Origin of the sequence: Flavobacterium antarcticum DSM 19726 (assembly GCF_000419685.1) — a bacterium.
GTDB lineage: Bacteria > Bacteroidota > Bacteroidia > Flavobacteriales > Flavobacteriaceae > Flavobacterium > Flavobacterium antarcticum.
Genome location: NZ_ATTM01000001.1, coordinates 153,812 through 179,102, shown reverse-complemented (window position 1 = coordinate 179,102; position 25,291 = coordinate 153,812). Strand labels below are relative to the sequence as shown.

The window sequence follows — 25,291 nt, the reverse complement described above, 5'->3', positions numbered from 1 at the left end:
ATGGATAATACGACTAAGTCATTAACTGGAATCGCGCTCCAAAAATTCAAAAAGAATTTTTGGGGCGTTTTCAGTTTCTGGTTTATTGTACTTTTAATTTTTATCTCACTTTTCGCATACGTATTAACACCGGATCATTCGGAGAATGCAAATCAAATGCATCTTTCTATTCACTCAAAATCACCGGGTTTTGAAGTTGAAATGTTAGCTATTCCGTTGAATGCAAATGAGGAAGTAAAATTAAGCTATTACTTCTTCGGCTTCCCCAATAACACAACTGAAATTCCGATTACCAATTACCAGATTAAAAACCAGAAGCTAACGTACACCGAATATTCAGACAATCGTTCTTTGGCACAAACAAAAGAACTTGGACTCGACAAATTTTCAGGTTATACGTCGATGAACGAAGTAGTGAAAAAAAACATCGAGAAACAAAAATTCTATTTGGGAACAGATAAATATGGTCGTGATTTACTAAGTCGGATGATCATTGGCTCTAGAATTTCATTATCCATTGGTTTCATCGCCGTATTTATTTCCTTAATTGTCGGTATTTTCTTTGGTGCTTTAGGCGGTTATTTCGGCGGAAAAACGGATGCTTTCGTAATGTGGTTGGTCAATATTATATGGTCCATTCCTACTCTATTATTAGTAATTGCAATCACGTTAACTTTAGGCAAAGGTTTTTGGCAAGTTTTTGTCGCCGTTGGATTAACCATGTGGGTTGAAGTCGCGCGAGTTGTTCGTGGTCAGGTCATCAGCTTGAAAGAAATGCAATACATCACGGCTGCAAAAGCATTGGGTTTTGGACATTTTAGAATTATTTTTAATCACATTTTACCCAACATCATGGCTCCTGTGATTGTCATTTCTGCGGCAAATTTCGCTTCTGCCATTTTAGTGGAAAGTGGTTTAAGCTTTTTAGGATTGGGAGCTCAACCGCCAATTCCAAGTTGGGGTGGAATGATTAAAGACCATTACAGCTACATTATTTTAGGAAAACCCTATCTCGCCGTTGTTCCTGGACTTGCAATTATGTTTTTAACTCTGGCGTTTATGATGGTTGGTAACGCACTTCGCGACGCACTTGACGTCAAATCCTAAGAGTGATTCTGCACTTTTTTATTCAATTATGAACTAATGACCTGTTTTTCATAAATAAGTTTTATCTTTATTTGCTCAAAAACATACGAATGCAAAAAGAATTTCACGAACGATATGAGTATGCTCGAAATCGGATTAAAGAGAAAAAGTTTCTGTATTACCACTTTATTTTTTTTATAATTGGTAGTTTATTCATGTTTGTTGCTAATGAGTTACTCGAATATGGATTGCCGACTTTGTGGTACAAATGGGCAATTGTAATTTGGTTTTTCATATTCACTTTACATTTTATCCGTGTATACATCACCAAGCGATTTATGAATAAGGCTTGGGAACAACAGCAAATTGAACACCTTATTGCGAAACAAGACAAGAAAATTGAGCAACTCAATTCAAAATTAGATTCAGAAAACCAAAATAAATTTTCATGATTACATTAATTGCTGCAGCAGCTGAAAACAATGCTTTAGGAAAAAACAATGAAATGATTTGGCATTTGCCGGACGATTTCAAACGATTCAAACAATTGACTTCGGGACATGATATTATTCTTGGACGAAAAACATACGAAAGTTTAGACGGTCCTTTGCCTAATCGGAAGCACATTATTATAACGCGTCAAGAAAACTATGCGGAACAAGTAGATGCAGAATGTTGTATTGTAGTCGATAGTATGGAAGAAGCAATTGCGAAAACGAACCCAAATGAAGAAAATTTCGTGATTGGTGGTGGCGAAATATACAAACTTGCTTTACCGCTTGCTGATAAAATAGAGTTAACTCGTGTTCACGGCACTTTTGAAGCAGATGCTTATTTTCCTGAAATCGATATGGAAAATTGGAATTTAGCCAAAGAAGTGTATCATGCAACGGATGAAAGACACAAAGTCGATTTCACTTATCAAACGTTCGAACGAAAATAAATTAGTTTTCATTTCACAATTGTCCAATTCTATAATTAATGAATTAGACGTACATTTGCACAAATTTCTTACAATGTCAAAAAACATCACGCCTTACAAGGATTCTGAATTAGGAAAAAAAGAGCAAGTTGCTCAAATGTTTGATACTATTTCAGGTAATTACGACGGTTTAAATCGAGTAATCTCTTTTGGAATTGACGTGAAATGGCGCAAAAAAGTATTGAAATTGGTTTCCGATAAAAATCCTCAAACCATTTTAGATATTGCTACGGGAACAGGCGATTTAGCACTTTTGATGACCCAAACCAATGCGACAAAAATCATTGGTTTAGATATTTCTGCTGGAATGCTTGACGTAGGAAGAAAAAAAATTACAGAGAAAAAGCTGGATGGTAAAATAGAAATGGTACTTGCTGATTCTGAAAACATTCCTTACGAAGACGCCACTTTTGATGCAATCACTGTTGCTTTTGGAGTTCGAAACTTTGAAACTCTAGAGAAAGGTTTGGCTGAAATCTTACGCGTTCTTAAACCGGGCGGTATTTTCGTAATCTTAGAAACTTCTGTACCTGAAAAATTCCCGTTCAAACAAGGTTATAAATTCTACAGTAAAAACATTCTTCCGTTAATTGGAAAAATATTTTCGAAAGACGATTCTGCCTATCAATATTTATCAGATTCTGCTTCCGTTTTTCCTTATGGTGAAGCGTTGAACAATATTTTACGAAAAATTGGGTTTATAGATGTGAAAGCTTTACCACAAACTTTTGGTGTAGCCACTATTTATTCAGCGTCTAAAAAATAATTACTTTCGTTTTTTATTTATGAAAAAACTCATTTTACTTTTACTTTTAATCGGCTCTTTTCAAGCTCAAGCACAATTATTTGGACGCGATCCTATTGTTAATCTTGAAAATTGGGACAAACAGCGGGTGTATTGGGGTTATTTTTTAGGAATGGGTTATTACGACTTCAAATTTGAATACAAAGATCCGGGACAAGATATATTAGTGGACAACGGAATTGGATTTAATGTAGGTTTAATTGGAAATTTACGACTGACGGAACATTTAGATTTGCGTTTTGAACCGGGATTGACTTTTAACCAAAGAAATTTAACTTTCCCAGGTTTTGATAATGAATACGATGCTTTACGGGAAGTAAAATCTACGTATCTGCATTTTCCTTTATTGCTGAAATTTAGTTCTACGCGAACGGGAAATATTCGACCATTTATTATTGGTGGTGTTTCAACGGCTTTAAATTTGTCCAGTAATGTCAACAATAAACAAGACAATTCTAACAATGTGTTTAGAATGGCAAAGTGGACTAATTTCTACGAAGTAGGTTTAGGAATCGATTTGTATTTAGAATATTTCAAATTCACGCCTTCACTTCGCGGTGTTTTTAGCACAACAGATGAATTGATTAAAGACAACGATCCAAATAGTCCTTGGACCGGCAACGTAGCTTCGATGAAAACACGAGGTATCTTTTTAAACTTTACGTTTCAATAAATTTATATTTTCCGGCGAAATTCACTCAAAATTAGTGCAGTCGCAGTGGCTACATTTAAGCTTTCCGTTTTTTGCAAATCTCCAAAACGAGGAATCGCAATTTTACTTTTAATCGCGTTTTCAATCGCTACAGAAATTCCGTTAGCTTCATTTCCCATCACAACAATTCCTTCTTGTGGCAAATCCATTTTATAAATATTTTCGCCGTCCATGAATGTTCCAAAAACGGGTAAATTTGTCTTTTGAAGTATGGGCAATAAATCCGAATATACACAATTTACCCGAGCGATGGAACCCATCGTTGCTTGAATCACTTTGGGATTGTAAATATCTACGGTATCTGGCGAACAAATAATTTGGCTGATGCCAAACCAATCGCAAATTCGCAAAATCGTTCCTAAATTTCCTGGATCGCGAACACTGTCTAAAGCGACAATCAAGCCTCGCTCTTCAAAAGTTTTTGCCGGCGGAATTTTAAAAACTCCCAAACAGTTATTTGGAACAGTCAATGCGCTCATTTTTTTAAGCTCATCATCGGAAATCAACGAAATTTTATCATCAGAATACCCACTAAACATTGGCGTTGTTTCGTAAATATGTTCCAATTCAAAACGTGCATCAAGGAGTTCTTGAATCACTTTTACACCTTCTGCAATAAAGAGTTGATTCGATTGTCGAAACTTTTTTTGATGTAAACTACTGATTAACTTTATTTGGTTTTTAGTAACCATAGAAATAATGTACTTTTGATTAAATTTTCGGCCCATTTGAAAACAACTACTGCAAAAATATCATTATTTATTCTAATAGGAATATTTATTTCGGCTTGTGATGCTGTGAAACGTGTTCCTGATGGTAAATTTCTCCTGACTAAAAACACAATCACCGTTGACGGAGAGAAAGAAAAAAAGGACGAAATTCACGAATTGCTTTATCAGCAACCCAATGGCCGACTTTTAGGCATTCCGCTTGCTTTGCATATTTATAATTTGGCTAAGCCAAATCACGATTCGGTATACAAAGCAAATCTACTGGCAAATCCGAAAAAACTAGAGCGACAAGTCCGTTTTTTTTCAGCAAAGCAAGTCCAACGAAAAGGGAAATCATTTCTGTATTCAGGCATTCATAATTTTCTTGAAAAAACAGGTGAAGCTCCCGTCATTGTTCAAAATCCAAGAAATATCAAATCTACGTTGCGTTTAAAATCACACTTTTTCAATAAAGGATATTTTGATACTAAGACCAGCTTTACGATTGATACGCTAAAAAATAAAAGAGCTCAAGTAAATTATGTCGTGACAAAAGGAAAAATGTCCCGAATTGATTCTTTATATAAAGCAATCGCATCTGAAGAAGTGGATTCTCTTTATGAAGCACATAAGAATGTTTCGTTTTTGAAAGTGGGTGACCAATTCAAATCTGATAATTTCGAATTAGAACGCGAACGTTTGACTGCGTTATTTCGAAACAACGGTGTGTTTTTCATTCAACAAAGTGACTTGAATTACACCATTGACACTGTCGATACCAATCAAAAAACGAATGTTGAACTTGTGATTAAAGACGAAGTGTTGCGTGAAGGCGATTCAACATTTACCAGAAAATTTAAAATTTATAAAATCAGCGAGGTAAATATTTATACTGATTATCCGGAAAAAAACACGATAAAGGAACCACAAGATTCTGTGACGTACAATAATTTTAATTTGTACAGTTACAAGAAAATAAAATACAAACCAAAAGCAATAACTAATGCCGTTTTCATCACACCTGGCTACAAGTATGCTGACTTTGTAAATAATTTAACGAGACGTTCGTTGAGCAATTTAAAAGTATTTAACGCACCATCTATTCAGTATAAAATTGATGAAAGAGATAGTTTGCAGCATTCCTTGATTGCAAATATTTATTTATCACCTCGAGATAAATACAGTTTTGGATATTCGCTGGATTTTACGCATTCCAATATTCAGGATTTTGGAATTGAAGCTTCCACGTCGTTTACCATTCGAAACATCTTTAACGGTGCTGAAACATTTGACATTGCTTTACGGGGAAATATTGGTTCAAGCCGGGATTTTGCCAATCCAGATAATTCCTTTTTTAACGTCTCTGAATACGGTATCGATACGAGACTGAATTTTCCGCGTATTTTAATGCCGTTTAATACCGATAAAATTATCCCAAAACGAATGATTCCTTCCACTAATTTAAGTTTGGGTTTCGCAAAACAGCAAAATATTGGTTTGGACAAAGAAAATTTCACGGGAGCGTTAACTTACATTTGGAATCCAAAACGTTTTAATAACGTACGCTTTGATTTATTCAATGCACAATATGTCAATAATATCAATGTGGGTAATTATTTCAATGTGTACTCTACTTCTTTTAACGCCTTAAATAATTTAGCTCAAGACTTAAATTATATTCCACAAGATGAAAACTTACAAATTCCGGATGGAGCGAATGCTTTTATTACCGATGTTTTAAATAATCAGACCTCTTTAACACCTGCTGATCCGGGCTATAAAGATGTACGAAGCATCAACGAACGCCGAAACAGATTGAGCGAAAACAACTTAATTATCGCATCGAGCTACACGTTTTCTAAGACAACACAAAACGGATTGACTGATAATAATTTTTATTCGTTTAAAACGAAATTGGAGTCGGCAGGAAATACGCTTTCCTTATTCGCCAGTGCGTTTAAAACGATTGACGCTCAGACTTCTAAAAAAACGATATTTGACGTTCAATATTCACAATATATTAAAGGAGAATTTGAATACATCAAACATTGGAACATTTCTAGAGACCAAGTTTTAGCCGTTCGTGGATTTTTTGGACTTGCTGTTCCTTACGGAAATTCGACTAATATTCCTTTTTCTAGAAGTTATTTTGCTGGAGGCTCTAACGACATTCGTGCTTGGCAACCTTATAGTTTAGGACCAGGAAGTTCGGGTGCGATCAATGATTTTAACGAGGCAAATATGAAACTTACCGCTAGTGCTGAACTTCGTTTTAAGTTGGTTAATAATTTTAAAGGTGCGGTTTTCATTGATGCTGGAAACATTTGGAACGTCCTAGACGACACTACAGATGAATCGGCGATTTTTAATGATTTCAAATCTTTTGAAGAGATCGCGGTAGGATCTGGATTTGGTATTCGATATGATTTTAGTTTTTTTGTCGTTCGTCTCGATTTAGGATTTAAAACCTATAATCCATCGGATGAAATAGGGAAAAGATGGTTTAGGGATTATAACTTTTCCAACTCGGTTTTAAATATTGGTATTAATTACCCTTTCTAACCTAGAATTATTATTTTTGTAAATTAAATTTAAACTTTTATAAAATGGCTCATACTATTAAACCTGGAGTTGCAACTGGTGATGAAGTGCAAGAAATTTTCAGATATGCGAAGGAAAAAGGATTTGCATTACCTGCTGTAAACGTTACTGGCTCAAGTACTGTGAATTGTGTGATGGAAACGGCAGCAAAATTAAATGCTCCAGTAATCATTCAGTTTTCTAATGGTGGAGCACAATTTAATGCTGGAAAAGGAATGTCAAATGCAGAAGAGCAATCGGCTATTTTAGGCGGAATTGCTGGTGCTTTACACATTCATACTTTGGCAGAAGCTTACGGTGCAACTGTTATTTTGCATACCGATCATTGCGCGAAAAAATTATTACCTTGGATTGACGGGTTGTTAGATGCTTCTGAAAAACATTTTGCTAAAACGGGAAAACCGCTTTACAGTTCCCACATGATTGATCTTTCAGAAGAACCAATTGAAGAAAATATTGAGCTTTGCAAAAAATATTTAGCAAGAATGTCAAAAATGGGCATGACGTTAGAAATTGAACTTGGAATTACAGGCGGTGAAGAAGACGGTGTAGATAATTCTGATGTTGACAGTTCAAAATTATACACACAACCGGACGAAGTTGCTTATGCTTACGAAGAGCTGATGAAAATCAGTCCACGTTTTACAATTGCAGCTGCTTTTGGAAACGTTCACGGAGTTTACAAACCAGGAAACGTAAAATTAACTCCGGTTATTTTGAAAAATTCTCAGGAATACGTTCAGAAGAAATTTGGAACAATTGACAATCCTATTGATTTTGTTTTCCATGGTGGTTCTGGTTCTACGGTGGAAGAAATCAGAGAAGCAATTGGTTACGGAGTGATCAAAATGAATATTGACACAGACATGCAATTTGCCTACACAGAAGGTGTTCGTGACTATATGGTTTCAAAAATTGATTATTTAAAAACACAAATCGGAAGTCCTGATGGAGCCGATTCTCCAAATAAAAAATATTACGATCCAAGAAAATGGGTTCGTGAAGGTGAAGTAACATTCAATACACGTTTAGAGCAGGCTTTCGCCGATTTGAATAACGTAAACACATTGTAAGAATTGTTTAAAGTTTAAAGTTTAAAGTTATTGCGGTAACCTTAAACTTTAAACCTTAAACCAAAATAACAAAGAAACATGGCTTGGTTTAAAAGAACAGAAAAAGGAATTACCACCGCGACAGAAGATAAAAAAGACGTTCCAAAAGGATTGTGGTATAAATCGCCAACGGGTAAAGTGGTAGATGCAGATGAGTTAGAACGAAATTTGTATGTAAGCCCAGAAGATGATTTTCACGTACGGATTGGAAGTAAAGAGTACTTTGAAATATTATTTGACGACAATAAATTTAAAGAGCTTGACGCAAAATTAACTTCGAAAGATCCGTTGAATTTTGTGGACACTAAGAAATATTCAGACCGTTTAAAAGAAGCTCAAGATAAGACTAAGCTTACCGATGCTGTTCGAACCGGCGTTGGAAAATCAAAAGGCAAAGATTTAGTAGTTTGCTGTATGGATTTTGCTTTTATTGGTGGTTCAATGGGTGCTGTTGTAGGAGAAAAAATTGCTAGAGGTATTGATTATTCAATCAAGAATAACATTCCGTTTGTGATGATTTCAAAATCTGGTGGTGCTCGAATGATGGAAGCGGCTTATTCATTGATGCAATTAGCAAAAACGTCTGCAAAATTAGCTCAATTAGCTGATGCTAAAATTCCTTACATCTCCTTATGTACGGATCCTACAACTGGAGGAACAACTGCGTCTTACGCCATGCTTGGTGATATTAATATTTCTGAACCAGGTGCTTTGATTGGTTTTGCTGGTCCACGAGTGGTTAAAGATACTACCGGAAAAGATTTACCGGAAGGCTTTCAAACTTCTGAATTCTTATTGGAACATGGATTTCTAGATTTCATTACCCATAGAAAAGAGTTGAAAAACAAAATAAACTTATACCTCGATTTGATTTTAAATCAAGAAGTGAGATAAAGAGAATCCTGATGAAAGTCAGGATTTTTTTTTGACGTTTATATTTTGAAAATATAGTTTCTTATAACTGAAAATTTGGGTAAATTACCAAAATCGACTTTTTGCCTTCCTAAAAAGTATACTTTTTGGTCACGCGACAGCTCGGGAAACAAAAAAGCATACTTTTTTCCTTACCGAGCTGCCGCGCCTTTAAGAAAGTTAACTTTTTTGCTTCAAAAGCCGTCGCGTGACCCAATGTTGACACTTTTTTCCTTCCCGAGCGTTCGCGGAGGTAAAAAAGTACACTTTTCATCCTCAAAAGTTGTCGCGTGGCAAAAATGTATTCTTTTCTGAATTGCAAATTTTAAATACTACGTAAAAATGCAAGCGTAAAACAAACTAAAGGTAGTATCGAACCATTTATAGCCTCGATAGGAGTGAAAATCCTCCCGTTTTTCTCGGGAGATTGTAACGGATAGCGGGAAAACGGGTTGCTGAAAAAGCCCATCCCGACGCTTCGGGAATTCGCTCTAAATTACCATAACTTTAATAAAAACTATTTTCCTATTCTGTTGAATTTAAGTTAGAGTTGCATTACTTTTGCACCCTTAAAACTACAACACAATGAGCACAACTAAAACTATCAAATCGGCCTTGATATCGGTATTTTCGAAAGAAGGTTTGGAACCAATTGTTCGGAAACTACACGAACAAAACGTTACTTTTTACTCTACCGGAGGAACGGAAGACTTTATTAAAAACTTAGGGATTCCGGTGGTTGCCGTGGAAGATGTAACGAGTTATCCTTCGATTTTAGGGGGAAGAGTGAAGACCTTGCACCCGAAAATTTTTGGTGGGATTTTAAACCGTCAAGACCACGAAGGCGACATTCAACAAATGCAAGAATTTGACATTCCACAAATTGATTTGGTCATTGTGGACTTGTATCCTTTTGAAAAAACGGTAACTTCGGGTGCTGATGAATCGGATATTATTGAGAAAATTGACATCGGTGGAATTTCATTGATTCGGGCTGCTGCCAAAAATTTTAAAGATACGGTTATCGTTGCTTCGGTGGATGAATATTCGACATTGTTGGAAATGATTACCGAGCAAAATGGTGCTACCACTTTAGAAAACAGAAAATTATTGGCTACGAAAGCCTTCCATACTTCTTCTCATTACGATACGGCAATTTTTAATTATTTCAATAAAGAGGAAACTTTTTATAAAGAAAGTATCGCAAACGGACAGACGTTGCGTTACGGAGAAAATCCACATCAAAAAGGATTTTTCTTTGGAGAATTTGATGCAATGTTCAAAAAACTTCACGGAAAAGAATTGTCTTATAATAATTTATTAGACGTAGATGCTGCGGTAAACTTGATTAACGAATTTAAAAATGACGGACCTACGTTTGCCATTTTAAAACACAATAATGCTTGTGGTTTAGCAAGTCGACCAACAATTAGTGAAGCGTATAATGCCGCTCTGGCTTGCGACCCGACTTCAGCTTTTGGTGGTGTTTTGATTTCGAATACTAGAATTGATTTGGCTACAGCCCAAGAAATCAACAAATTATTCTGCGAAGTGGTGATTGCTCCTTCTTACGACGACGAAGCAATTAGTGTTTTAGAAGAAAAGAAAAACCGAATCATATTGGTTCAAAATGAAGTGGCACTTCCTAAAAAGCAAGTCAGAACTTGTCTTAACGGACTGTTAATTCAAGAGAGAAACGATATTACGGATACTAAAGCGCATTTAAAAACCGTTACTACAACGGAACCTACGGCAGCACAAATTGAAGATTTATTATTTGCTTCTAAAATTTGTAAAAACACAAAATCAAATACGATTGTTTTTGCTAAAAACGGCACATTAATTGCTTCAGGAACCGGGCAAACTTCGCGAGTGGACGCCTTGAATCAAGCTGTTGAAAAAGCAAAAAACTTTGGATTTAGTTTAGAAGGTGCTGCAATGGCAAGCGATGCTTTTTTCCCTTTTCCGGATTGTGTGGAATTGGCAAAAAATGCAGGAATAACTTCGGTAATTCAGCCTGGAGGTTCTATAAAAGACCAATTAAGCATTGATTATTGCAATGAAAATAAAGTTGCAATGGTTTTCACAGGAACACGTCATTTCAAACATTAATTTGTTTAACTTTGCACGTTCATTTATAATAACTTAAACCCCCAATAAAAGTATGGGATTTTTTGATTTCATGACCGAGGATATTGCAATTGACCTTGGAACCGCAAACACACTGATTATTCACAACGACAAAGTCGTGATTGACAGTCCGTCCATCGTTGCTCGAGATAGAATTTCGGGTAAAATAATTGCCGTAGGTAAGGAAGCGAATTTGATGCAGGGTAAAACCCATGAAAACATAAAAACCATACGTCCTTTGAAAGACGGGGTTATTGCTGATTTTGATGCTTCGGAGAAAATGATAAGTATGTTTATCAAAAGTATTCCGGCGTTGAAAAAGCGACTTTTCACTCCCGCTTTGCGAATGATTGTTTGTATTCCTTCTGGAATTACGGAGGTAGAAATGCGTGCCGTTAAAGAATCGTGTGAGCGTGTAAATGGTAAAGAAGTGTATTTAATTCACGAACCTATGGCTGCTGCAATCGGTATTGGTGTGGATATTATGCAACCAAAAGGAAATATGATTGTGGACATCGGAGGTGGAACTACGGAAATTGCCGTAATCGCTTTAGGTGGAATTGTTTGTGACAAATCAGTTAAAATTGCCGGTGACGTTTTTACAAACGACATCGTTTACTATATGCGAACGCAACACAATCTTTTTGTAGGTGAAGCTACTGCTGAAAAAATCAAAATAGAAATTGGTGCTGCTATTGAAAACTTAGAAACACCACCAGATGATATGTCGGTTCAAGGTCGAGATTTATTGACTGGTAAACCAAAACAAGTAGAGGTTTCTTACCGAGAAATTGCAAAAGCTTTAGACAAATCGATTCAGCGAATTGAAGATGCCGTAATGGAAACATTATCGCAAACGCCTCCTGAATTAGCAGCAGATATATACAACACTGGAATTTATTTAGCCGGTGGAGGTTCAATGTTGAGAGGATTAGACAAACGGATTTCTCAGAAAACAGATTTACCTGTTTACATTGCTGAAGATCCTTTAAGAGCTGTAGTTCGTGGAACGGGAATGGCCTTAAAAAACATTACCAAGTTTAGAAGTATCTTGATAAAATAAATTCCAAAAAACCAAGATTCCAAATTTCAACTCCTACTTATTTACGGTGAAGTTGAAATTTGGATGTTGGAATTTCCGATTAAATCCTATTAAAAATTATGCAGCAAATATTTAATTTTATATTTAAAAACAGCTATCGATTGCTGTTTTTGCTGCTTTTAGGAATTTCATTAAGTTTAACCATTCAAGCACATTCCTTTCATAAAAGTAAGGTGATTAGCTCTGCCAATTTTTTATCAGGTGGTGTTTATTCACAACTAAACTCAATTGACGAATACTTTAGTTTACGTTCAAAAAATGAGGAATTAGCCACTGAAAATGCGCGTTTAAAATCGGTGTTATTTAACCGAATTGATTCGTTAGATCTTGATAAGATTGATACCATTCGTGGAATTAAGAAAATAGATGTGATCGTCTCTAAGGTAATTCACAACACGTACAATTCTCCTGAAAATTATTTGACACTAAACTCCGGATCCAATGACGGTGTTGCCGTAGATATGGGTGTAATCAACGACTTGGGAATTGTGGGAATTATAGAAAAAACTTCCCCTCGTTACTCCACCGTTTTAAGTGTTTTAAATATCAAATCTAAAATCAACGCGAAATTCAAAAAATCGAATCATTTTGGATCTTTAGAATGGAATGGAAAAAATACAGGTTACGTACAATTGATCGATGTACCGCGATTAGCGTCTACCATTCGAAAAGGTGACACCGTTGTTACTGGTGCCCAATCGCGTATATTTCCTGAAAATATAAATATTGGAACGGTTTACAAAATATACATTGACGACAAAACCAATTATTATACAATTGATGTAAAATTATTTAATGACATGACGAATTTAGGTCACGTTTACATCATAAAAAACAACGAAAGAGAAGAATTGCTGCAACTCGAAAACGACACCAAGAAAAATGAATAGTGCTTTATTAACTAATATCGCTCGATTTATACTCCTGTTGATTATGCAAATTGCTATATTCAATAAGATGGACTTTTTTGGCTATATCAATCCGTATCCTTATATTTTGTTTATCCTTTTGTACCCAGTTAATGGCAACAAATACGGGTTACTTTTTTCTAGTTTTTTACTGGGAATTATCATGGATTTGTTTTGTAATTCCGGAGGTGTACATACCACAGCCGCTATTACTTTAGCTGCTTTACGACCTACATTTTTCAAGTTTTCCTTTGGGGTAAGTTATGAATATCAAACCATAAAAATTAACGATAAAATAACACCTGAACGCTTTTCTTTTATTGCTATTTCCGTTGTTTCTCATCACTTTATCTTATTTTTGCTTGAAGCGTTCCGATTTAGTTTCTTTTTACAAGTTTTACTTCGAACCGTATTCAGCACGCTATTCACCATCCTAATTTGTATTCTATTAATCTATTTATTTAAGCCTTCAAGACGATGAGAAAAGTCCTACTTCCAACAATCATCATAGTTTCCGCTCTTTTGATTCTGGCGCGTCTTTTCTATTTGCAAATTGTTGATGAATCCCTGAAATTAAAATCAGACAATAACGCCATTAAAATTATCTATGAATATCCCGAGCGCGGTTATATTTACGATCGAAATGGAACTTTAATTGTCGCCAATCAACCGTCGTACGATATTATGGTCACACCAAAAGATGTCAAAAATATCGACACGCTTGAACTTTGCAAATTATTAAATATTACAAAAGCCGATTTCATTCGAATTGTAGAAAAAGCGCGTGTTTACAGTCCCCGACTTCCTTCTGTATTTTTACCACAGTTGAATAAAAGAGAGTATGCAGCGTTTCAAGAAAAGCAACGAAAATTTCAAGGATTTGACATTGTAAAACGTTCTTTGAGAGATTACCAAACAACAGCTGGCTCTAATATTTTTGGATTTATCACACAGGTAAACGAGAAAAAAATTGAAAGCAATTCCTATTACAAAAGTGGAGATTTGATTGGTCAGCAAGGTGTTGAACAAGAATACGAAAATATTTTAAGAGGAATTAAAGGAGTCAAATACCGTCAAAGAGATAAATTCAACAAAGATATCGGATCGTATAAAGATGGAAAATTTGATACCATTGCCGTTCAAGGTGAAGATATCAAATTAACTATTGATATTGCTTTGCAAGAATACGGCGAAGAATTGATGAAAAATAAACGCGGCGGAATTGTTGCTATTGAGCCAAGTACCGGTGAAATTCTAGCATTAGTTACCGCTCCTTCTTATGACCCGTCAATATTAGTGGGCCGAGAACGTTCTAAAAATTATACACGATTGTATAATGATTCCATTGCAAAACCGCTGTTTGACAGAGCACTTTTAGGAGAATTCCCTCCAGGTTCGCCTTTTAAGATTCTGACCGGTTTAGTAGCTTTACAAGAAGGTGTCATTGACGAAAGAACTACTTTTTTCTGTAACCACGGATTCAGTTATGGTCGTGGTCGGTTCATGCGTTGTCATGGATCGGGACCGCATCAATTACTCAACGGAATTTCGCAATCGTGCAACACGTACTTTGCGAATGCTTTTATGCGAACCATTGATAAGTATAAAAATCCCGCTCAAGCTGTTGATATTTGGAGTTCACATATTAAAAGTTTTGGACTCGGTGATTTTATGGGCTACGATTTGCCAACAGGTAAAAAAGGTTTGATCCCTTCGTCTAAAATTTACAAACGAATTTATCCCAATGGTGGTTGGAGAAGCACCACAATTATTTCAAATTCAATTGGACAAGGAGAGGTTTTAATGACGCCTATTCAACTTGCAAATATGATGGCGGCTGTTGCCAATGAAGGAACCTATTTCACACCTCACATTGTCAAAAAAATCAAAGATCATAGAATTGACGATAAATTTCTGACAAGACATAAAACGTCAATTAATCCTATGTATTTCAAACCCGTTATTGAAGGTTTACATGCAGTGTACAATGGCGGAACGGCTTCTGCATTACGAATTGACGGAATTGAAATTTGTGGAAAAACAGGAACCGCAGAGAATTACTCTAAAATAAATGGTAAACGAACCCAACTTACGGATCACTCTATTTTCGTGGCTTTTGCTCCAAAAGACAATCCTAAAATTGCTATTGCAGTTCTGGTTGAAAACGGATATTATGGCGCTAGAAATGCAGGACCAATGGCGAGTTTGATGATTGAAAAGTACTTAAAAGGCTCAATTTCACGTAAAGATTTAGAAGTGAAAATCTACAGCAACGATTTACAGAAAGAATATGCTAAATACATTAGTGGTCAACCTTTCGGAATAAACGGAAAATAATATGAAAAATCAAAGCACTCGTAGTAATATCGATTGGATGGTCGTTTCGCTTTATTTCGTTCTAGTAGTATTGGGTTGGCTTAATATTTACTCGTCTTCTCTTCCTTTAGAAGAAACTTCTATATTTGACATGAGTCAGATTTATGGCAAGCAATTACTATTTATCCTCTTAAGTATTCCACTGATTATAATGATCCTTTCCATTGATGGTAAGTTTTTTGAAAAATTTGCAAGTGTTTTTTTCATCGTTTCCTTATTATCACTTGCGGGACTTTTTGTTTTTGGTAAAGAAATTAAAGGTCAAGCCAACTGGTATTCCTTTGGATCGTTTAGTTTACAACCTGCCGAATTTGCAAAAGCAGCTACAGCATTAGCACTATCGAAATACATGGGCGACGTTCAAGTCAATTTGAGCGCTTATAAATATCAATTTCAAGCGTTGGGAATTATATTTTTACCCATATTATTAATTATCCCACACGATCCTGGAAGTGCCTTGATTTTTAGCTCCATGATATTGGTCTTGTACCGCGAAGGTTTACCCGCTTGGTATTTATGGACTGGATTTATAGCAATTATTTTATTTATTTTGAGTTTGCTATTCGAACCCATTTATATTGTCTTGGCTGCACTTCTAGTAACGATAGCCATATTTTTCAAGTCCCGACCTATGAATAGAAATGTGGTATTAAGCAGTATTGTATTCGTTCTAATAAGTGCATTTACATTCTCTGTGGATTACGTTTTTGACAATGTGTTCCAACAGCACCACCGCGACCGTTTTAACATTTTGCTGGGGAAAGAAGTGGACATGAGAGGAATTGGGTACAACATCAATCAATCTAAAATTGCAATTGGATCTGGCGGTTGGACCGGAAAAGGATTTCTAGAAGGCACACAAACAAAAGGAGGATTTGTTCCCGAACAACATACCGATTATATATTTACAACCGTTGGTGAGGAATGGGGTTTTACAGGTTCGTTAATTGTAATCGCTTTATTTGTAGCTTTAATATTGCGAATTTTATATTTGGCCGAACGCCAAAAAACAAAATTCAGCCGCGTTTACGGGTATTGTGTCGCCTCCATATTATTCATACATTTCTTTATCAATACGGCAATGGTGTTGGGATTATTCCCTACTGTTGGAGTTCCATTACCGATGTTTTCCTACGGAGGTTCTGGGCTTTTAGCCTTTACGATCCTCATCTTTATTTTTGTGAAAATGGATGCCAATAAAGTAAATGAATGGTAATGGCTTGATGCTAAATTTCATTTACTTTACCATTTGTAAATCGTATCTTTGCCCAAATTATTTTGTACCTAATGGAAAACAACATCAACGGATTTTCAAAACTTTCGAAAGAAAAAAAAATCGACTGGATTGCTGAAACTTATTTTGCTGAACCTGAAAAAGCAATCCAACTTATTAAAAGTTATTGGAATGCTGATGCAAAACTGCAACAACTCCACGATGACTTTATAGAAAACACGATTACTAACTTCTATCTTCCTTTAGGAATAGCACCTAATTTCTTGATTAACGGAAAATACTATACCGTTCCGATGGCAATTGAGGAAAGTTCAGTTGTTGCCGCTGCAGCAAAATCTGCTAAATATTGGGTAGAACGCGGTGGATTTAAAGCAACAGTTTTCAACACGGAGAAAATTGGTCAAGTACATTTTATTTTCAACGGAGATAAAGCGAAATTAGAAACATTTTTTACAAAAATAAAAGCTAAACTTTACGAGGACACCAACGCTACAACTGCAAATATGCAAAAACGCGGCGGCGGAATTGTAGACATTGTATTGAAAGACAAAACAGCAGCTCTCGAAAATTATTACCAATTGCATGCTACTTTTCAAACGAAAGATTCGATGGGTGCCAATTTCATCAACTCTTGTTTAGAGCAATTTGCCAAAACATTGAAACGAGAAGCGGTTAATTATTCCGATTTCACTTCTGAAGAAAAAGACATCGATGTCATCATGTGTATTCTATCGAATTATGTTACCAATTGCATCGTTCGCGTAGAAGTTTCATGTCCTGTGGCCGATTTGGCAGAGAAAAAAATTTCCAATCCGAAAGAATTTGCCGAGAAAATGGTGAAAGCAATTCGAATTGCAGAAGTAGAACCTTATCGTGCAGTAACGCATAACAAGGGAATCATGAATGGAATTGATGCCGTAGTTTTAGCTACAGGAAATGATTTCCGTGCTGTGGAAGCGGGAATTCATGCATATGCTTCAAGAGACGGTCAATATACAAGTTTATCACACGCTAAAATTGAAAATGACATTTTCAGCTATTGGATGGAAATTCCGTTAGCATTAGGAACTGTTGGAGGTTTAACAAGTTTGCACCCCATGGTAAAACTGGCGTTGCAAATGCTCGAAAAACCGTCTGCTGCTGAATTAATGCAAATTGTTGCCGCAACAGGTTTGGCCCAAAATTTCGCTGCTTTACGATCACTAACCACAACTGGAATTCAAGAAGGACACATGAAAATGCACTTGGGAAATATCATCAATCAGTTTGAAGCAAACGCCGAAGAACGCGTATTGATTGAAAAACATTTTGAAAACAATCCTGTTTCTCATGCCGCAGTAGTTACTTTTATCGAAAATTTACGCAAATAAAAAATATTTTCTTTGACCAAAACATTCTACAGCAACGGAAAACTCTTAATTACCGGAGAATATTTAGTTCTTGATGGTGCGAAAGCATTTGCTGTTCCCACTAAAATGGGACAAAATCTGATTGTCACAGAAACAGAAAACGTGGGAAAAATTCACTGGAAAAGTTTTGATTTTGACTCCTCGGTTTGGTTTGAAGAAACATTGCTTGTTTCTGATATTCTCGCTTATGATCACCAAGAAGAAAGCATTGCGACTGTTTTGCAAAACATACTTTTTGAGGCACATAAACTGAACCCAGAGCTATTACTGAATAAGGGCTTTTCAATAACGACTTCCCTTACGTTTCCACGATTTTGGGGCTTAGGAACTTCATCAACATTAGTCAATAATGTAGCAGACTGGTTCAATATAGACGCTTTTCAGCTACTCAAAAATAGTTTTGGAGGAAGTGGTTACGATATTGCAAATGCGCGAAATAATACACCAATTACCTACCAACTTTTAGCTGGAAAACCAATTGTTCAGAAAGTCGGTTTTGATCCAGAATTCAAAGAAAACTTGTACTTTTTATACCTCAATCAAAAGCAAGATAGTAAAGCGGCAATTGCCATGTATTATTCAAAGCAATACGCGATTCAAGACATTAAAGAAAAAATTGATGCGATTACTAACGAGATATTAGAAGGTACGAATCAAGAGCGATTTGAGTACTTATTGCAGCAACACGAAGCGTATTTGAGTGACGTGCTCGAAATGAAAACCGTCAAAGAGAAATACTTTTCTGATTTTGAAGGAACCATTAAAAGCCTTGGCGCTTGGGGTGGCGATTTTGTTTTGGTCGTTAGCACAACGAATCCGCAAAGTTACTTTCTAGAAAAAGGTTTCACGACACTTCTCCACTATCACGAAATGATCTTATAAAAAAAATCCCGATTACTCGGGATTTTTTATGAACTAATAATTATTTTCTACTAGTAGAAAACAGGTCGGTTATCTTCAATTTCAGCATTTTCTTTCAGAGCAGAAATTACTCTTCCAGGTGCCGATGCATCTTGTCCTTTTAATTGTGCAAGATATGGAGTGTAATCCGTAATTGCTGGTGCTTTAACAACACTTTTTTGCATTACTACAAATACTGCTGAAGCTCCTTCTATTGGAGTTGAAACTTTATTTGGAGCCAAAGCAAAAGCAGTAGCAACCGCTCTTTGTTCTTGACCAAATCCTGGTAAAACTGCATTTTCAATCGTAACATCCATTGCACTTTGAACAGTTACTCCGGCTGATTTAGCCATTGCATCTAAAGTTGTTCCTTTCAATTTCGCTTTGATCAATTCTACTTTTTTCTCTTTTTTCAAACGGTTCTCAATCATTGGTCTTGCTTGATCAATTGCCATTAAGCCTTCTTTATTTACTTTTACAAGTTTCACAATTACGTTTCCTACATTTGGAACTTCGTAACGTTTAACGTCTCCAACAGATGTCTTTTTATCAAAAGCCCATTTAACCATTTGTCTTTGGTTTTGAATGACACCAATATTCTCATCCATTGCATTCAATTTGATACCAGGAATAACAGTCAAACCATTTGCTTTTGCAACTTCAGCGAAATCTTTTTCATTCGCTTGCATTTCAAAAGTAACCGCTTTGTTATATACTTTATCAGTAGTTGCTTCAGAAGCTTCCACTCTTCTAGCAATCGTTGCTAAACGAACACCGTCTTGCTTGTCCGTGATATTGATGATGTGGTAACCAAATTCAGTTTCAACTAAACCAATTTTTCCAATCGGATTGTTAAAAACAAAATCATTGAATTTTCCTGTCATTTGACCTTTAGAGAAAAAACCTAAATCACCACCTTGTTGTTTAGACGAATCATCCGAATTTATCTGAGCCAACATTGGAAAAGAAGCAGGATTTGCTTGAACTTGTGCGAAAATCTCATTTGCTTTCAACTGAGCTTCTTCTTTCGTACGTGTCACTTCAGGATTCGCTCTCATTGCATCTTTGTAAGCGATCAAAATATGACTCGCTTTTGCATTTACACCTGATTGACGACCCATTGACTTACTTAAAGCCACGTAACCGTTGAATTTGTATGGTCCGTAAATTTCACCTTGAGGCAAATTATACAATTGTTCTGCAAATTCAGCAGGCAAATCTTTCTTCGCTACATAACTAGAATCGTAAGGAACATCAGAATTCATGTTTACAAACTCACCGTTGTTTTTAGTAGCTCTAAAGCCTTGTAATGTATCGTTTTTCTGTGTCTCTTTATTGTACTGAACACTTCCATTTAGCATTTGTGCTAAGTCCGTTTTCACTTGCGCTTCATCTTCATCCGAAGCTTTATCTTCAATAACTACCATTGAAACTTCGCGCGTTTCTTCGGCTTTGTATTTTTTCTCATTCTTACGCATAAATGCAACAATTTCATCGTCAGAAACTTTTACATCGCTGTCTTTGATTGATGAGAACGGAACTGCAACAAAATCTAAATTGACTTTGTTAGCACTCATTTCGTATTTCAATTTTGCTTCAGCAGTCGTTGCATAAATACCCGATTTCACTAAAGAACTGTACATTTGATACTTTGCGTTCAAAGTAGCTTCTTTAATTCTTTCGTTCAAATTTTGTTTCAATGTTGGATTTTCATTAAAAAAAGCATTGAATTTAGCCATGTCAAAAATCCCAGCTTCGTTTAAGAATGAAGGATTTTGTCCGATGTCCTGACTTTGCTTCAAAACATCCATTACTTGCTCTTCGCTCACTCTCAAACCAAGTTTTTCAAATTGAGCATTCATCAAAGTAACAGTAACTTGTTGTTCCCACACACGCTGAACGGCTTGAGCAGAAGTTATTCCTTGTCCGCTTTTTTCAACATTGTCTACTTTCGTTCTGAAATCATCGTAAGAAATTTCTACACCGTCTACATTTCCTACATCTCGTGGAGTACTTTGAAAGCCACCACTATTAATTACATCACCTACTACAAATGCTAATAAACAAAAGCCTATCACAAGTATTAAAAGAAGTGAACGTTGTCTAATTTTTGATAAAACCGCCATTTTTTATGTTTGTTAATTTTAAAATTCAGGTTGCGAAAATACAATTATCTATTTAATAATAATAGTACTACCGTTATATTTTCCGTTAAAATGTGTTTTTTATGCTAAATCTTATTCCGTGATGGTTATTTGCACCAATTCAATCTTTTTATTCGAAGCTTGTTGAATTTCAAATTTGAAGTTTTCTATTTGTACCGTAGTGCCAATTTGCGGAATTTCATTGGTATGATGCACAATAAATCCAGATAATGTACTGTAAGAATCGCACTCTGGGATATTTAATTTGTAATTTTCATTAATGTACTCTACATCTAATCGTGCAGAAAATCGGTAAACTCCTTCTGAAAGTTCTTCTTCAATAAACGACTCAACCATCAAGTCGTGTTCGTCTTCAATTTCTCCAAAAAGTTCCTCCACAATGTCTTCGACTGTAATCATTCCGGAAGTGCCACCAAATTCATCCAAAACAATTGCCACACTTTTTCGTTTGCGCGTCAAAATATTCAACACCTCTTTTACAAAAATAGTTTCCGGCACAAATTCAACAGGAATCATAATCGATTTTATTGAATTTGGTTTTTTGAATAAATCAAAACTGTGAACGTATCCAATAATATCATCTAATGAATTTTGGTACACCAATATTTTAGAATAACCGGTATCTACAAATAATTGACGCAATTCAATTAACTTATCGTGGACTTCTACCGCTGCAATTTCCGTTCGCGGATTCATAATATCTCGGGCTTTTACACCTGAAAATTCTAACGCATTTTGAAAAATTTGAATTTCAGAATCCACTGCTTCTTGATTTTCAATCGATTTCATTTGCTCTGTAATGTAGTTTCCCAATTCAATCTTACTGAAAAGCAATTGTTCATCCGAATCTTTAATTCCGAAGAAAAATTTCAGAATAATATTAGAAGCCCAAATAATTGAAGAAGAGAAATAATAGAAAATTTGGTAGAAAAAATAAGCGGGAACGGCTAAAATCTTGATTAAAGTATTCGCGTAAATTTGAAAGAAAATCTTAGGCAGAAACTCCGATGTTAAGATAATTATTGCACTCGTAATTGCAATTTGAATTAGCAAAATCAACCATAATGGACCTGAAAATCCTTGCGTGATAAGAAAATCAAGGACTAAATTACTCATCAATATTCCGTAAATTACTAATGCAATATTGTTTCCAATGAGCATTGCAGCAATAAATTTAGATGGATTTTTAGTAAGCTTGAACAAAATGCGCGAAACGAAGGTGTCTTGCATTTTCTCAATTCCGAGGTACACTTTATTCGATGAAATGTAAGCGATTTCTACGCCCGAAAAAAAAGCAGAAAGTATCAAACAACAGACAATACTAAATGCTTCCATAGTTATGAGTTATTGTCTCTTTCCTTTGCTTTGTTGAAAAAATTACTTCGAAAGAAATACATAAATACAGAAACTGCGGCAAAACCAAAGCTCAACCAGTACGATCCCTCTTCACCGTTTATTTTTGCTATTCCGTCGTAGACGAAAAAAGCAGCAAAAATTAAGTATATGTATTTTGTAAACTGTAAATATCTCATAATTCAATTTTTATTCTGATTGTTCTACTTCGCCAGAAAATTTCTGGGTATTCATTATTGTGAAATCCTTATTGAAGTCGATTCCTTCTCCATTTGAAATTCCTTTTGGCGCTGTGAATTTAAACTTTCCTTCTGTAAAAAACCATTCGTTTTTCTGATCGAAATAGAGTTGTTGCGTTTCTAAAACCTGATTGTCTTCAGTATTAATTTTTACATTTCCTTGCAGATCAATAATATCCGTTCCTTTAAATTGAATGGCATAATCAGAACGAATGAAGGTTCTTTTTGCCTTTTGATCATACAAAGTAACATTTATACCTTTAGGAAATTCAGTAAAAGGATATTTAACCGTTGCGAAATCAAGCATTTTTGAAGCAATCAATACTGCTTTGATTCGACCAGAATCTGTATATTTTAAGGTAATAGAATCGGCGTCTCCACTGGGACTGAATTCAGAAAGATTAATTTTCTGAACGTCCTTTAAATTACTTTCGCAACTTGAAAAAAACAAGAGAACTAAAAGTGAAGCGCTAAACAAACCACCGATTTTTTTCATCTAGGGAAGGAAAAATTATATACTAGTAGTATTTTCTCTTCACAAACCATTTGTCGTTTAAAGAAAGACTCACGGTAAAGTTAATGTAATTTTCTCGAACTAAATCAGCGTACTTTGTGCCTTTTCGTCCGTATTCAAAGCCTAAGTTGACATTAGAAAAACTTCCAATAACCGGAAGACCTAATCCCACAGTCACTGCAGCATCCTCAATTGATTTATTATTTACAACTAATCCCGTATTTTCGTAACGTAATCCCGCACGGTAAGTCACACGTTTAAAATAACTTGAATAGGAATTAAATTGTGGAATGTAATACCCTCCAACAGCAATTTTTTTACCATTTTCGAAGGAAGCATTTGAAATATCTTCAAAACGATTTTGCATACTGCTAGACTGACTTAATGTAAATTCAGCACCAAGTAACCATTTTTGCTCCTGACCAAAACCTGCTCCAAAAGCGACTTTCGACGGCAATTTAATTTTTGTGTCAGCAACTTCAATTTTTTGTTCGTCAATAATAAACGGATCACTCAATCCTGAAAATTGTACGGTAGAAACCGTTCTACTATTGGTAAAATCCAACGTGCTTTCTGGGGTATAATTTAAGGAAAGAAACACTTTATGTTTTGCAGTTACTTTTTTATCCCACATCGCTCCTGCATTAAAGGTGAAACCACTAACCTGAGAAATATTTAATTCCTGCGTTCCGTATTGAACGGTTTGCAAAAATTCTAATCCTGATGTTTTAATTTCGCCAAAATTATAATCAACATTAGCACCTACTCTTAAATTTGAATTGATTTGGTACCCTGAACCTAAGAAAACACGATTGACACCACCGTTTCCTTTAAACTGATTAGAGGTAGCAAAATTCCCTTCCGTCACTGTCTGAATGCGATAACCAACCGCTGAATAAGCCATTAAACCTACACCAGCACTCCATTTTGGGCTAAGCGGAACACCCAACATTAGGTAATCAATTGATGAATTTTGTGACTTACCTGTTCCAAAGTTTGTCGCTGATTCCGTATTGTTATAACTTCCCGAAACTGAAAATGTAGTAAATTTTAAACCACCATAACCTGCAGGATTTTGCAAGTTTACGTGTATACTATCTGGAAAAATACTCACGCCACCCATGGATCTGTTCTCCGAAGTACCTTTAAATTTGGTTTCACCGATTCCGTAAAAGGAATAAGCAGATGATGTACCTCTTTGTGCAAACGTGCTGATTGACAGTAAGACACAGATGCTAACAATAATTTTTTTAATCATTTTTGATTTTATATTGATATGTAAAATTCAAACTTTCCAATAGAAAATTTGAATTGGCAAATATGGTATTTTTTAATCGTTTAGCCAAAAAATCTGCATCGCCTCCCGTTAAAATTATAATAAATTTTGAATAATCCGCTTCGTACCGGCTCAGAAATCCTTCTATTTCAAACAACAAGCCGTTAACCGCGCCTGAATGTAGCGCTTCAGAAGTGGAAGCTCCTATATAGTGGTCTGGATATTTTGTTTCTAACAACGGTAATTTTGCAGTGAAATTGTTCAACGCTTTATAGCGTAGTCGCAAGCCCAAACTAATGGCTCCACCAATATAATGGTCAGCTGCGTCAATAAAGTCATACGTTATACATGTTCCCGCATCAATAACCAACCGATTTTGTTTGGGAAATTGTAAAACCGCTCCTGAAGCCAATATCATTCGATCAATTCCCAAAGTAGAAGGAGTCGCATATTGATTTACAAACGGAAAAAGCGATTCTTGCGTGATCCATTCCATTTTTACGATTTTTTCTAGAAACAAAAACGCGTCTAAACCGATGTTTCCAACCGAAACAGCAACCAAAACATCAATTTTAAAATATTTTTTTAAAATAAATAAAATATTTTTTTGCAATTCGTCGGCATCAAAAACAAACAACTCTACGAGGTTATTATTCTCAAAAACAGCACTTTTAATTCGGGTATTTCCTATGTCAACAACTAGAATCATCTGATAAAATTTGATTTGACAAAGATAGGAATTCATTTTTTTTAAAAATTGTTTTG

At 35.5% G+C, this 25,291-nt stretch carries 23 protein-coding genes; 16 read left to right on the top strand and 7 right to left on the bottom strand.

What is annotated here, in order from left to right; genetic code table 11:
• The 5 genes from YWA_RS0100840 (at nucleotide 1) to porT (ending at nucleotide 3,546) form a co-directional block, all read left to right on the top strand.
• The gene (locus tag YWA_RS0100840; RefSeq protein ID WP_022826599.1) at nucleotides 1–1,107 is read left to right on the top strand and encodes an ABC transporter permease; all 1,107 of its coding nucleotides are present in this window, start codon (nucleotides 1–3) and stop codon (nucleotides 1,105–1,107) included.
• Nucleotides 1,108–1,196: 89 nt separating this feature from the next.
• Entirely contained in the window at nucleotides 1,197–1,538 is a 342-nt protein-coding gene (locus YWA_RS0100835) for a 2TM domain-containing protein (protein WP_022826598.1), read from the top strand.
• Entirely contained in the window at nucleotides 1,535–2,029 is a 495-nt protein-coding gene (locus tag YWA_RS0100830) for a dihydrofolate reductase (RefSeq protein WP_022826597.1), read from the top strand. Before YWA_RS0100835 ends, YWA_RS0100830 begins: the two co-directional genes overlap by 4 nt.
• Before the next feature lie 73 nt (nucleotides 2,030–2,102).
• A complete protein-coding gene (ubiE, locus tag YWA_RS0100825; protein WP_026718486.1) occupies nucleotides 2,103–2,834 on the top strand; it encodes a bifunctional demethylmenaquinone methyltransferase/2-methoxy-6-polyprenyl-1,4-benzoquinol methylase UbiE in 732 nt (243 codons plus the stop codon).
• A gap of 19 nt (nucleotides 2,835–2,853) precedes the next feature.
• On the top strand, nucleotides 2,854–3,546 hold the full coding sequence (porT, locus tag YWA_RS0100820) for a type IX secretion/gliding motility protein PorT/SprT (protein ID WP_022826595.1): 693 nt from the start codon (nucleotides 2,854–2,856) through the stop codon (nucleotides 3,544–3,546).
• A gap of 2 nt (nucleotides 3,547–3,548) precedes the next feature.
• Here porT and YWA_RS0100815 read toward each other — a convergent pair whose 3' ends face one another.
• Complete coding sequence (locus tag YWA_RS0100815) at nucleotides 3,549–4,277, bottom strand: TrmH family RNA methyltransferase (protein ID WP_026718485.1); 729 nt, start codon at nucleotides 4,275–4,277, stop codon at nucleotides 3,549–3,551.
• 36 nt (nucleotides 4,278–4,313) lie between these two features.
• Here YWA_RS0100815 and tamL point away from each other — a divergent pair, with 36 nt between their 5' ends.
• From tamL to YWA_RS0100755, 11 genes are all read left to right on the top strand, one after another.
• Nucleotides 4,314–6,857 (top strand): translocation and assembly module lipoprotein TamL, encoded by a 2,544-nt coding sequence (gene tamL, locus YWA_RS0100810; protein WP_022826593.1) that lies wholly within the window; start codon nucleotides 4,314–4,316, stop codon nucleotides 6,855–6,857.
• 44 nt (nucleotides 6,858–6,901) lie between these two features.
• Nucleotides 6,902–7,969 (top strand): class II fructose-bisphosphate aldolase, encoded by a 1,068-nt coding sequence (fbaA, locus tag YWA_RS0100805; protein WP_022826592.1) that lies wholly within the window; start codon nucleotides 6,902–6,904, stop codon nucleotides 7,967–7,969.
• Between the two features lie 78 nt (nucleotides 7,970–8,047).
• A complete protein-coding gene (gene accD / locus YWA_RS0100800; RefSeq protein WP_022826591.1) occupies nucleotides 8,048–8,902 on the top strand; it encodes an acetyl-CoA carboxylase, carboxyltransferase subunit beta in 855 nt (284 codons plus the stop codon).
• Between the two features lie 603 nt (nucleotides 8,903–9,505).
• Nucleotides 9,506–11,032, top strand: a complete 1,527-nt coding sequence (gene purH, locus YWA_RS0100790; protein WP_022826589.1) for a bifunctional phosphoribosylaminoimidazolecarboxamide formyltransferase/IMP cyclohydrolase — start codon at nucleotides 9,506–9,508, stop codon at nucleotides 11,030–11,032.
• 52 nt (nucleotides 11,033–11,084) lie between these two features.
• Nucleotides 11,085–12,113, top strand: a complete 1,029-nt coding sequence (locus tag YWA_RS0100785) for a rod shape-determining protein (protein ID WP_022826588.1) — start codon at nucleotides 11,085–11,087, stop codon at nucleotides 12,111–12,113.
• Between the two features lie 98 nt (nucleotides 12,114–12,211).
• Nucleotides 12,212–13,042: a rod shape-determining protein MreC gene (gene mreC / locus YWA_RS0100780; RefSeq protein ID WP_022826587.1), complete on the top strand. Its 831-nt coding sequence runs from the start codon at nucleotides 12,212–12,214 to the stop codon at nucleotides 13,040–13,042.
• Nucleotides 13,035–13,541 (top strand): hypothetical protein, encoded by a 507-nt coding sequence (locus tag YWA_RS0100775; protein ID WP_022826586.1) that lies wholly within the window; start codon nucleotides 13,035–13,037, stop codon nucleotides 13,539–13,541. The genes mreC and YWA_RS0100775 overlap by 8 nt, the downstream gene beginning before the upstream one ends.
• Complete coding sequence (gene mrdA / locus YWA_RS0100770) at nucleotides 13,538–15,397, top strand: penicillin-binding protein 2 (protein ID WP_022826585.1); 1,860 nt, start codon at nucleotides 13,538–13,540, stop codon at nucleotides 15,395–15,397. The genes YWA_RS0100775 and mrdA overlap by 4 nt, the downstream gene beginning before the upstream one ends.
• A 1-nt stretch (nucleotide 15,398) precedes the next feature.
• The gene (gene rodA, locus YWA_RS0100765; protein WP_022826584.1) at nucleotides 15,399–16,652 is read left to right on the top strand and encodes a rod shape-determining protein RodA; all 1,254 of its coding nucleotides are present in this window, start codon (nucleotides 15,399–15,401) and stop codon (nucleotides 16,650–16,652) included.
• Nucleotides 16,653–16,723: 71 nt separating this feature from the next.
• Nucleotides 16,724–18,040, top strand: coding sequence for a hydroxymethylglutaryl-CoA reductase, degradative (locus YWA_RS0100760; RefSeq protein WP_022826583.1), 1,317 nt, complete (start codon nucleotides 16,724–16,726; stop codon nucleotides 18,038–18,040).
• Nucleotides 18,041–18,052: 12 nt separating this feature from the next.
• Nucleotides 18,053–18,961: a GYDIA family GHMP kinase gene (locus tag YWA_RS0100755; RefSeq protein ID WP_022826582.1), complete on the top strand. Its 909-nt coding sequence runs from the start codon at nucleotides 18,053–18,055 to the stop codon at nucleotides 18,959–18,961.
• A gap of 50 nt (nucleotides 18,962–19,011) precedes the next feature.
• Here YWA_RS0100755 and YWA_RS0100750 read toward each other — a convergent pair whose 3' ends face one another.
• From YWA_RS0100750 to YWA_RS0100725, 6 genes are all read right to left on the bottom strand, one after another.
• Entirely contained in the window at nucleotides 19,012–21,105 is a 2,094-nt protein-coding gene (locus YWA_RS0100750; RefSeq protein ID WP_022826581.1) for a peptidylprolyl isomerase, read from the bottom strand.
• Between the two features lie 111 nt (nucleotides 21,106–21,216).
• Nucleotides 21,217–22,479: a hemolysin family protein gene (locus YWA_RS0100745; RefSeq protein WP_022826580.1), complete on the bottom strand. Its 1,263-nt coding sequence runs from the start codon at nucleotides 22,477–22,479 to the stop codon at nucleotides 21,217–21,219.
• 2 nt (nucleotides 22,480–22,481) lie between these two features.
• Complete coding sequence (locus YWA_RS0100740) at nucleotides 22,482–22,676, bottom strand: hypothetical protein (RefSeq protein WP_022826579.1); 195 nt, start codon at nucleotides 22,674–22,676, stop codon at nucleotides 22,482–22,484.
• A 10-nt stretch (nucleotides 22,677–22,686) separates the two neighbouring features.
• A complete protein-coding gene (lptC, locus tag YWA_RS0100735; RefSeq protein WP_022826578.1) occupies nucleotides 22,687–23,232 on the bottom strand; it encodes an LPS export ABC transporter periplasmic protein LptC in 546 nt (181 codons plus the stop codon).
• A gap of 22 nt (nucleotides 23,233–23,254) precedes the next feature.
• Complete coding sequence (locus tag YWA_RS0100730) at nucleotides 23,255–24,508, bottom strand: porin family protein (protein WP_022826577.1); 1,254 nt, start codon at nucleotides 24,506–24,508, stop codon at nucleotides 23,255–23,257.
• Nucleotides 24,501–25,235: a type III pantothenate kinase gene (locus YWA_RS0100725; RefSeq protein WP_026718484.1), complete on the bottom strand. Its 735-nt coding sequence runs from the start codon at nucleotides 25,233–25,235 to the stop codon at nucleotides 24,501–24,503. The genes YWA_RS0100730 and YWA_RS0100725 overlap by 8 nt, the downstream gene beginning before the upstream one ends.
• Nucleotides 25,236–25,291: the final 56 nt, after the last annotated feature.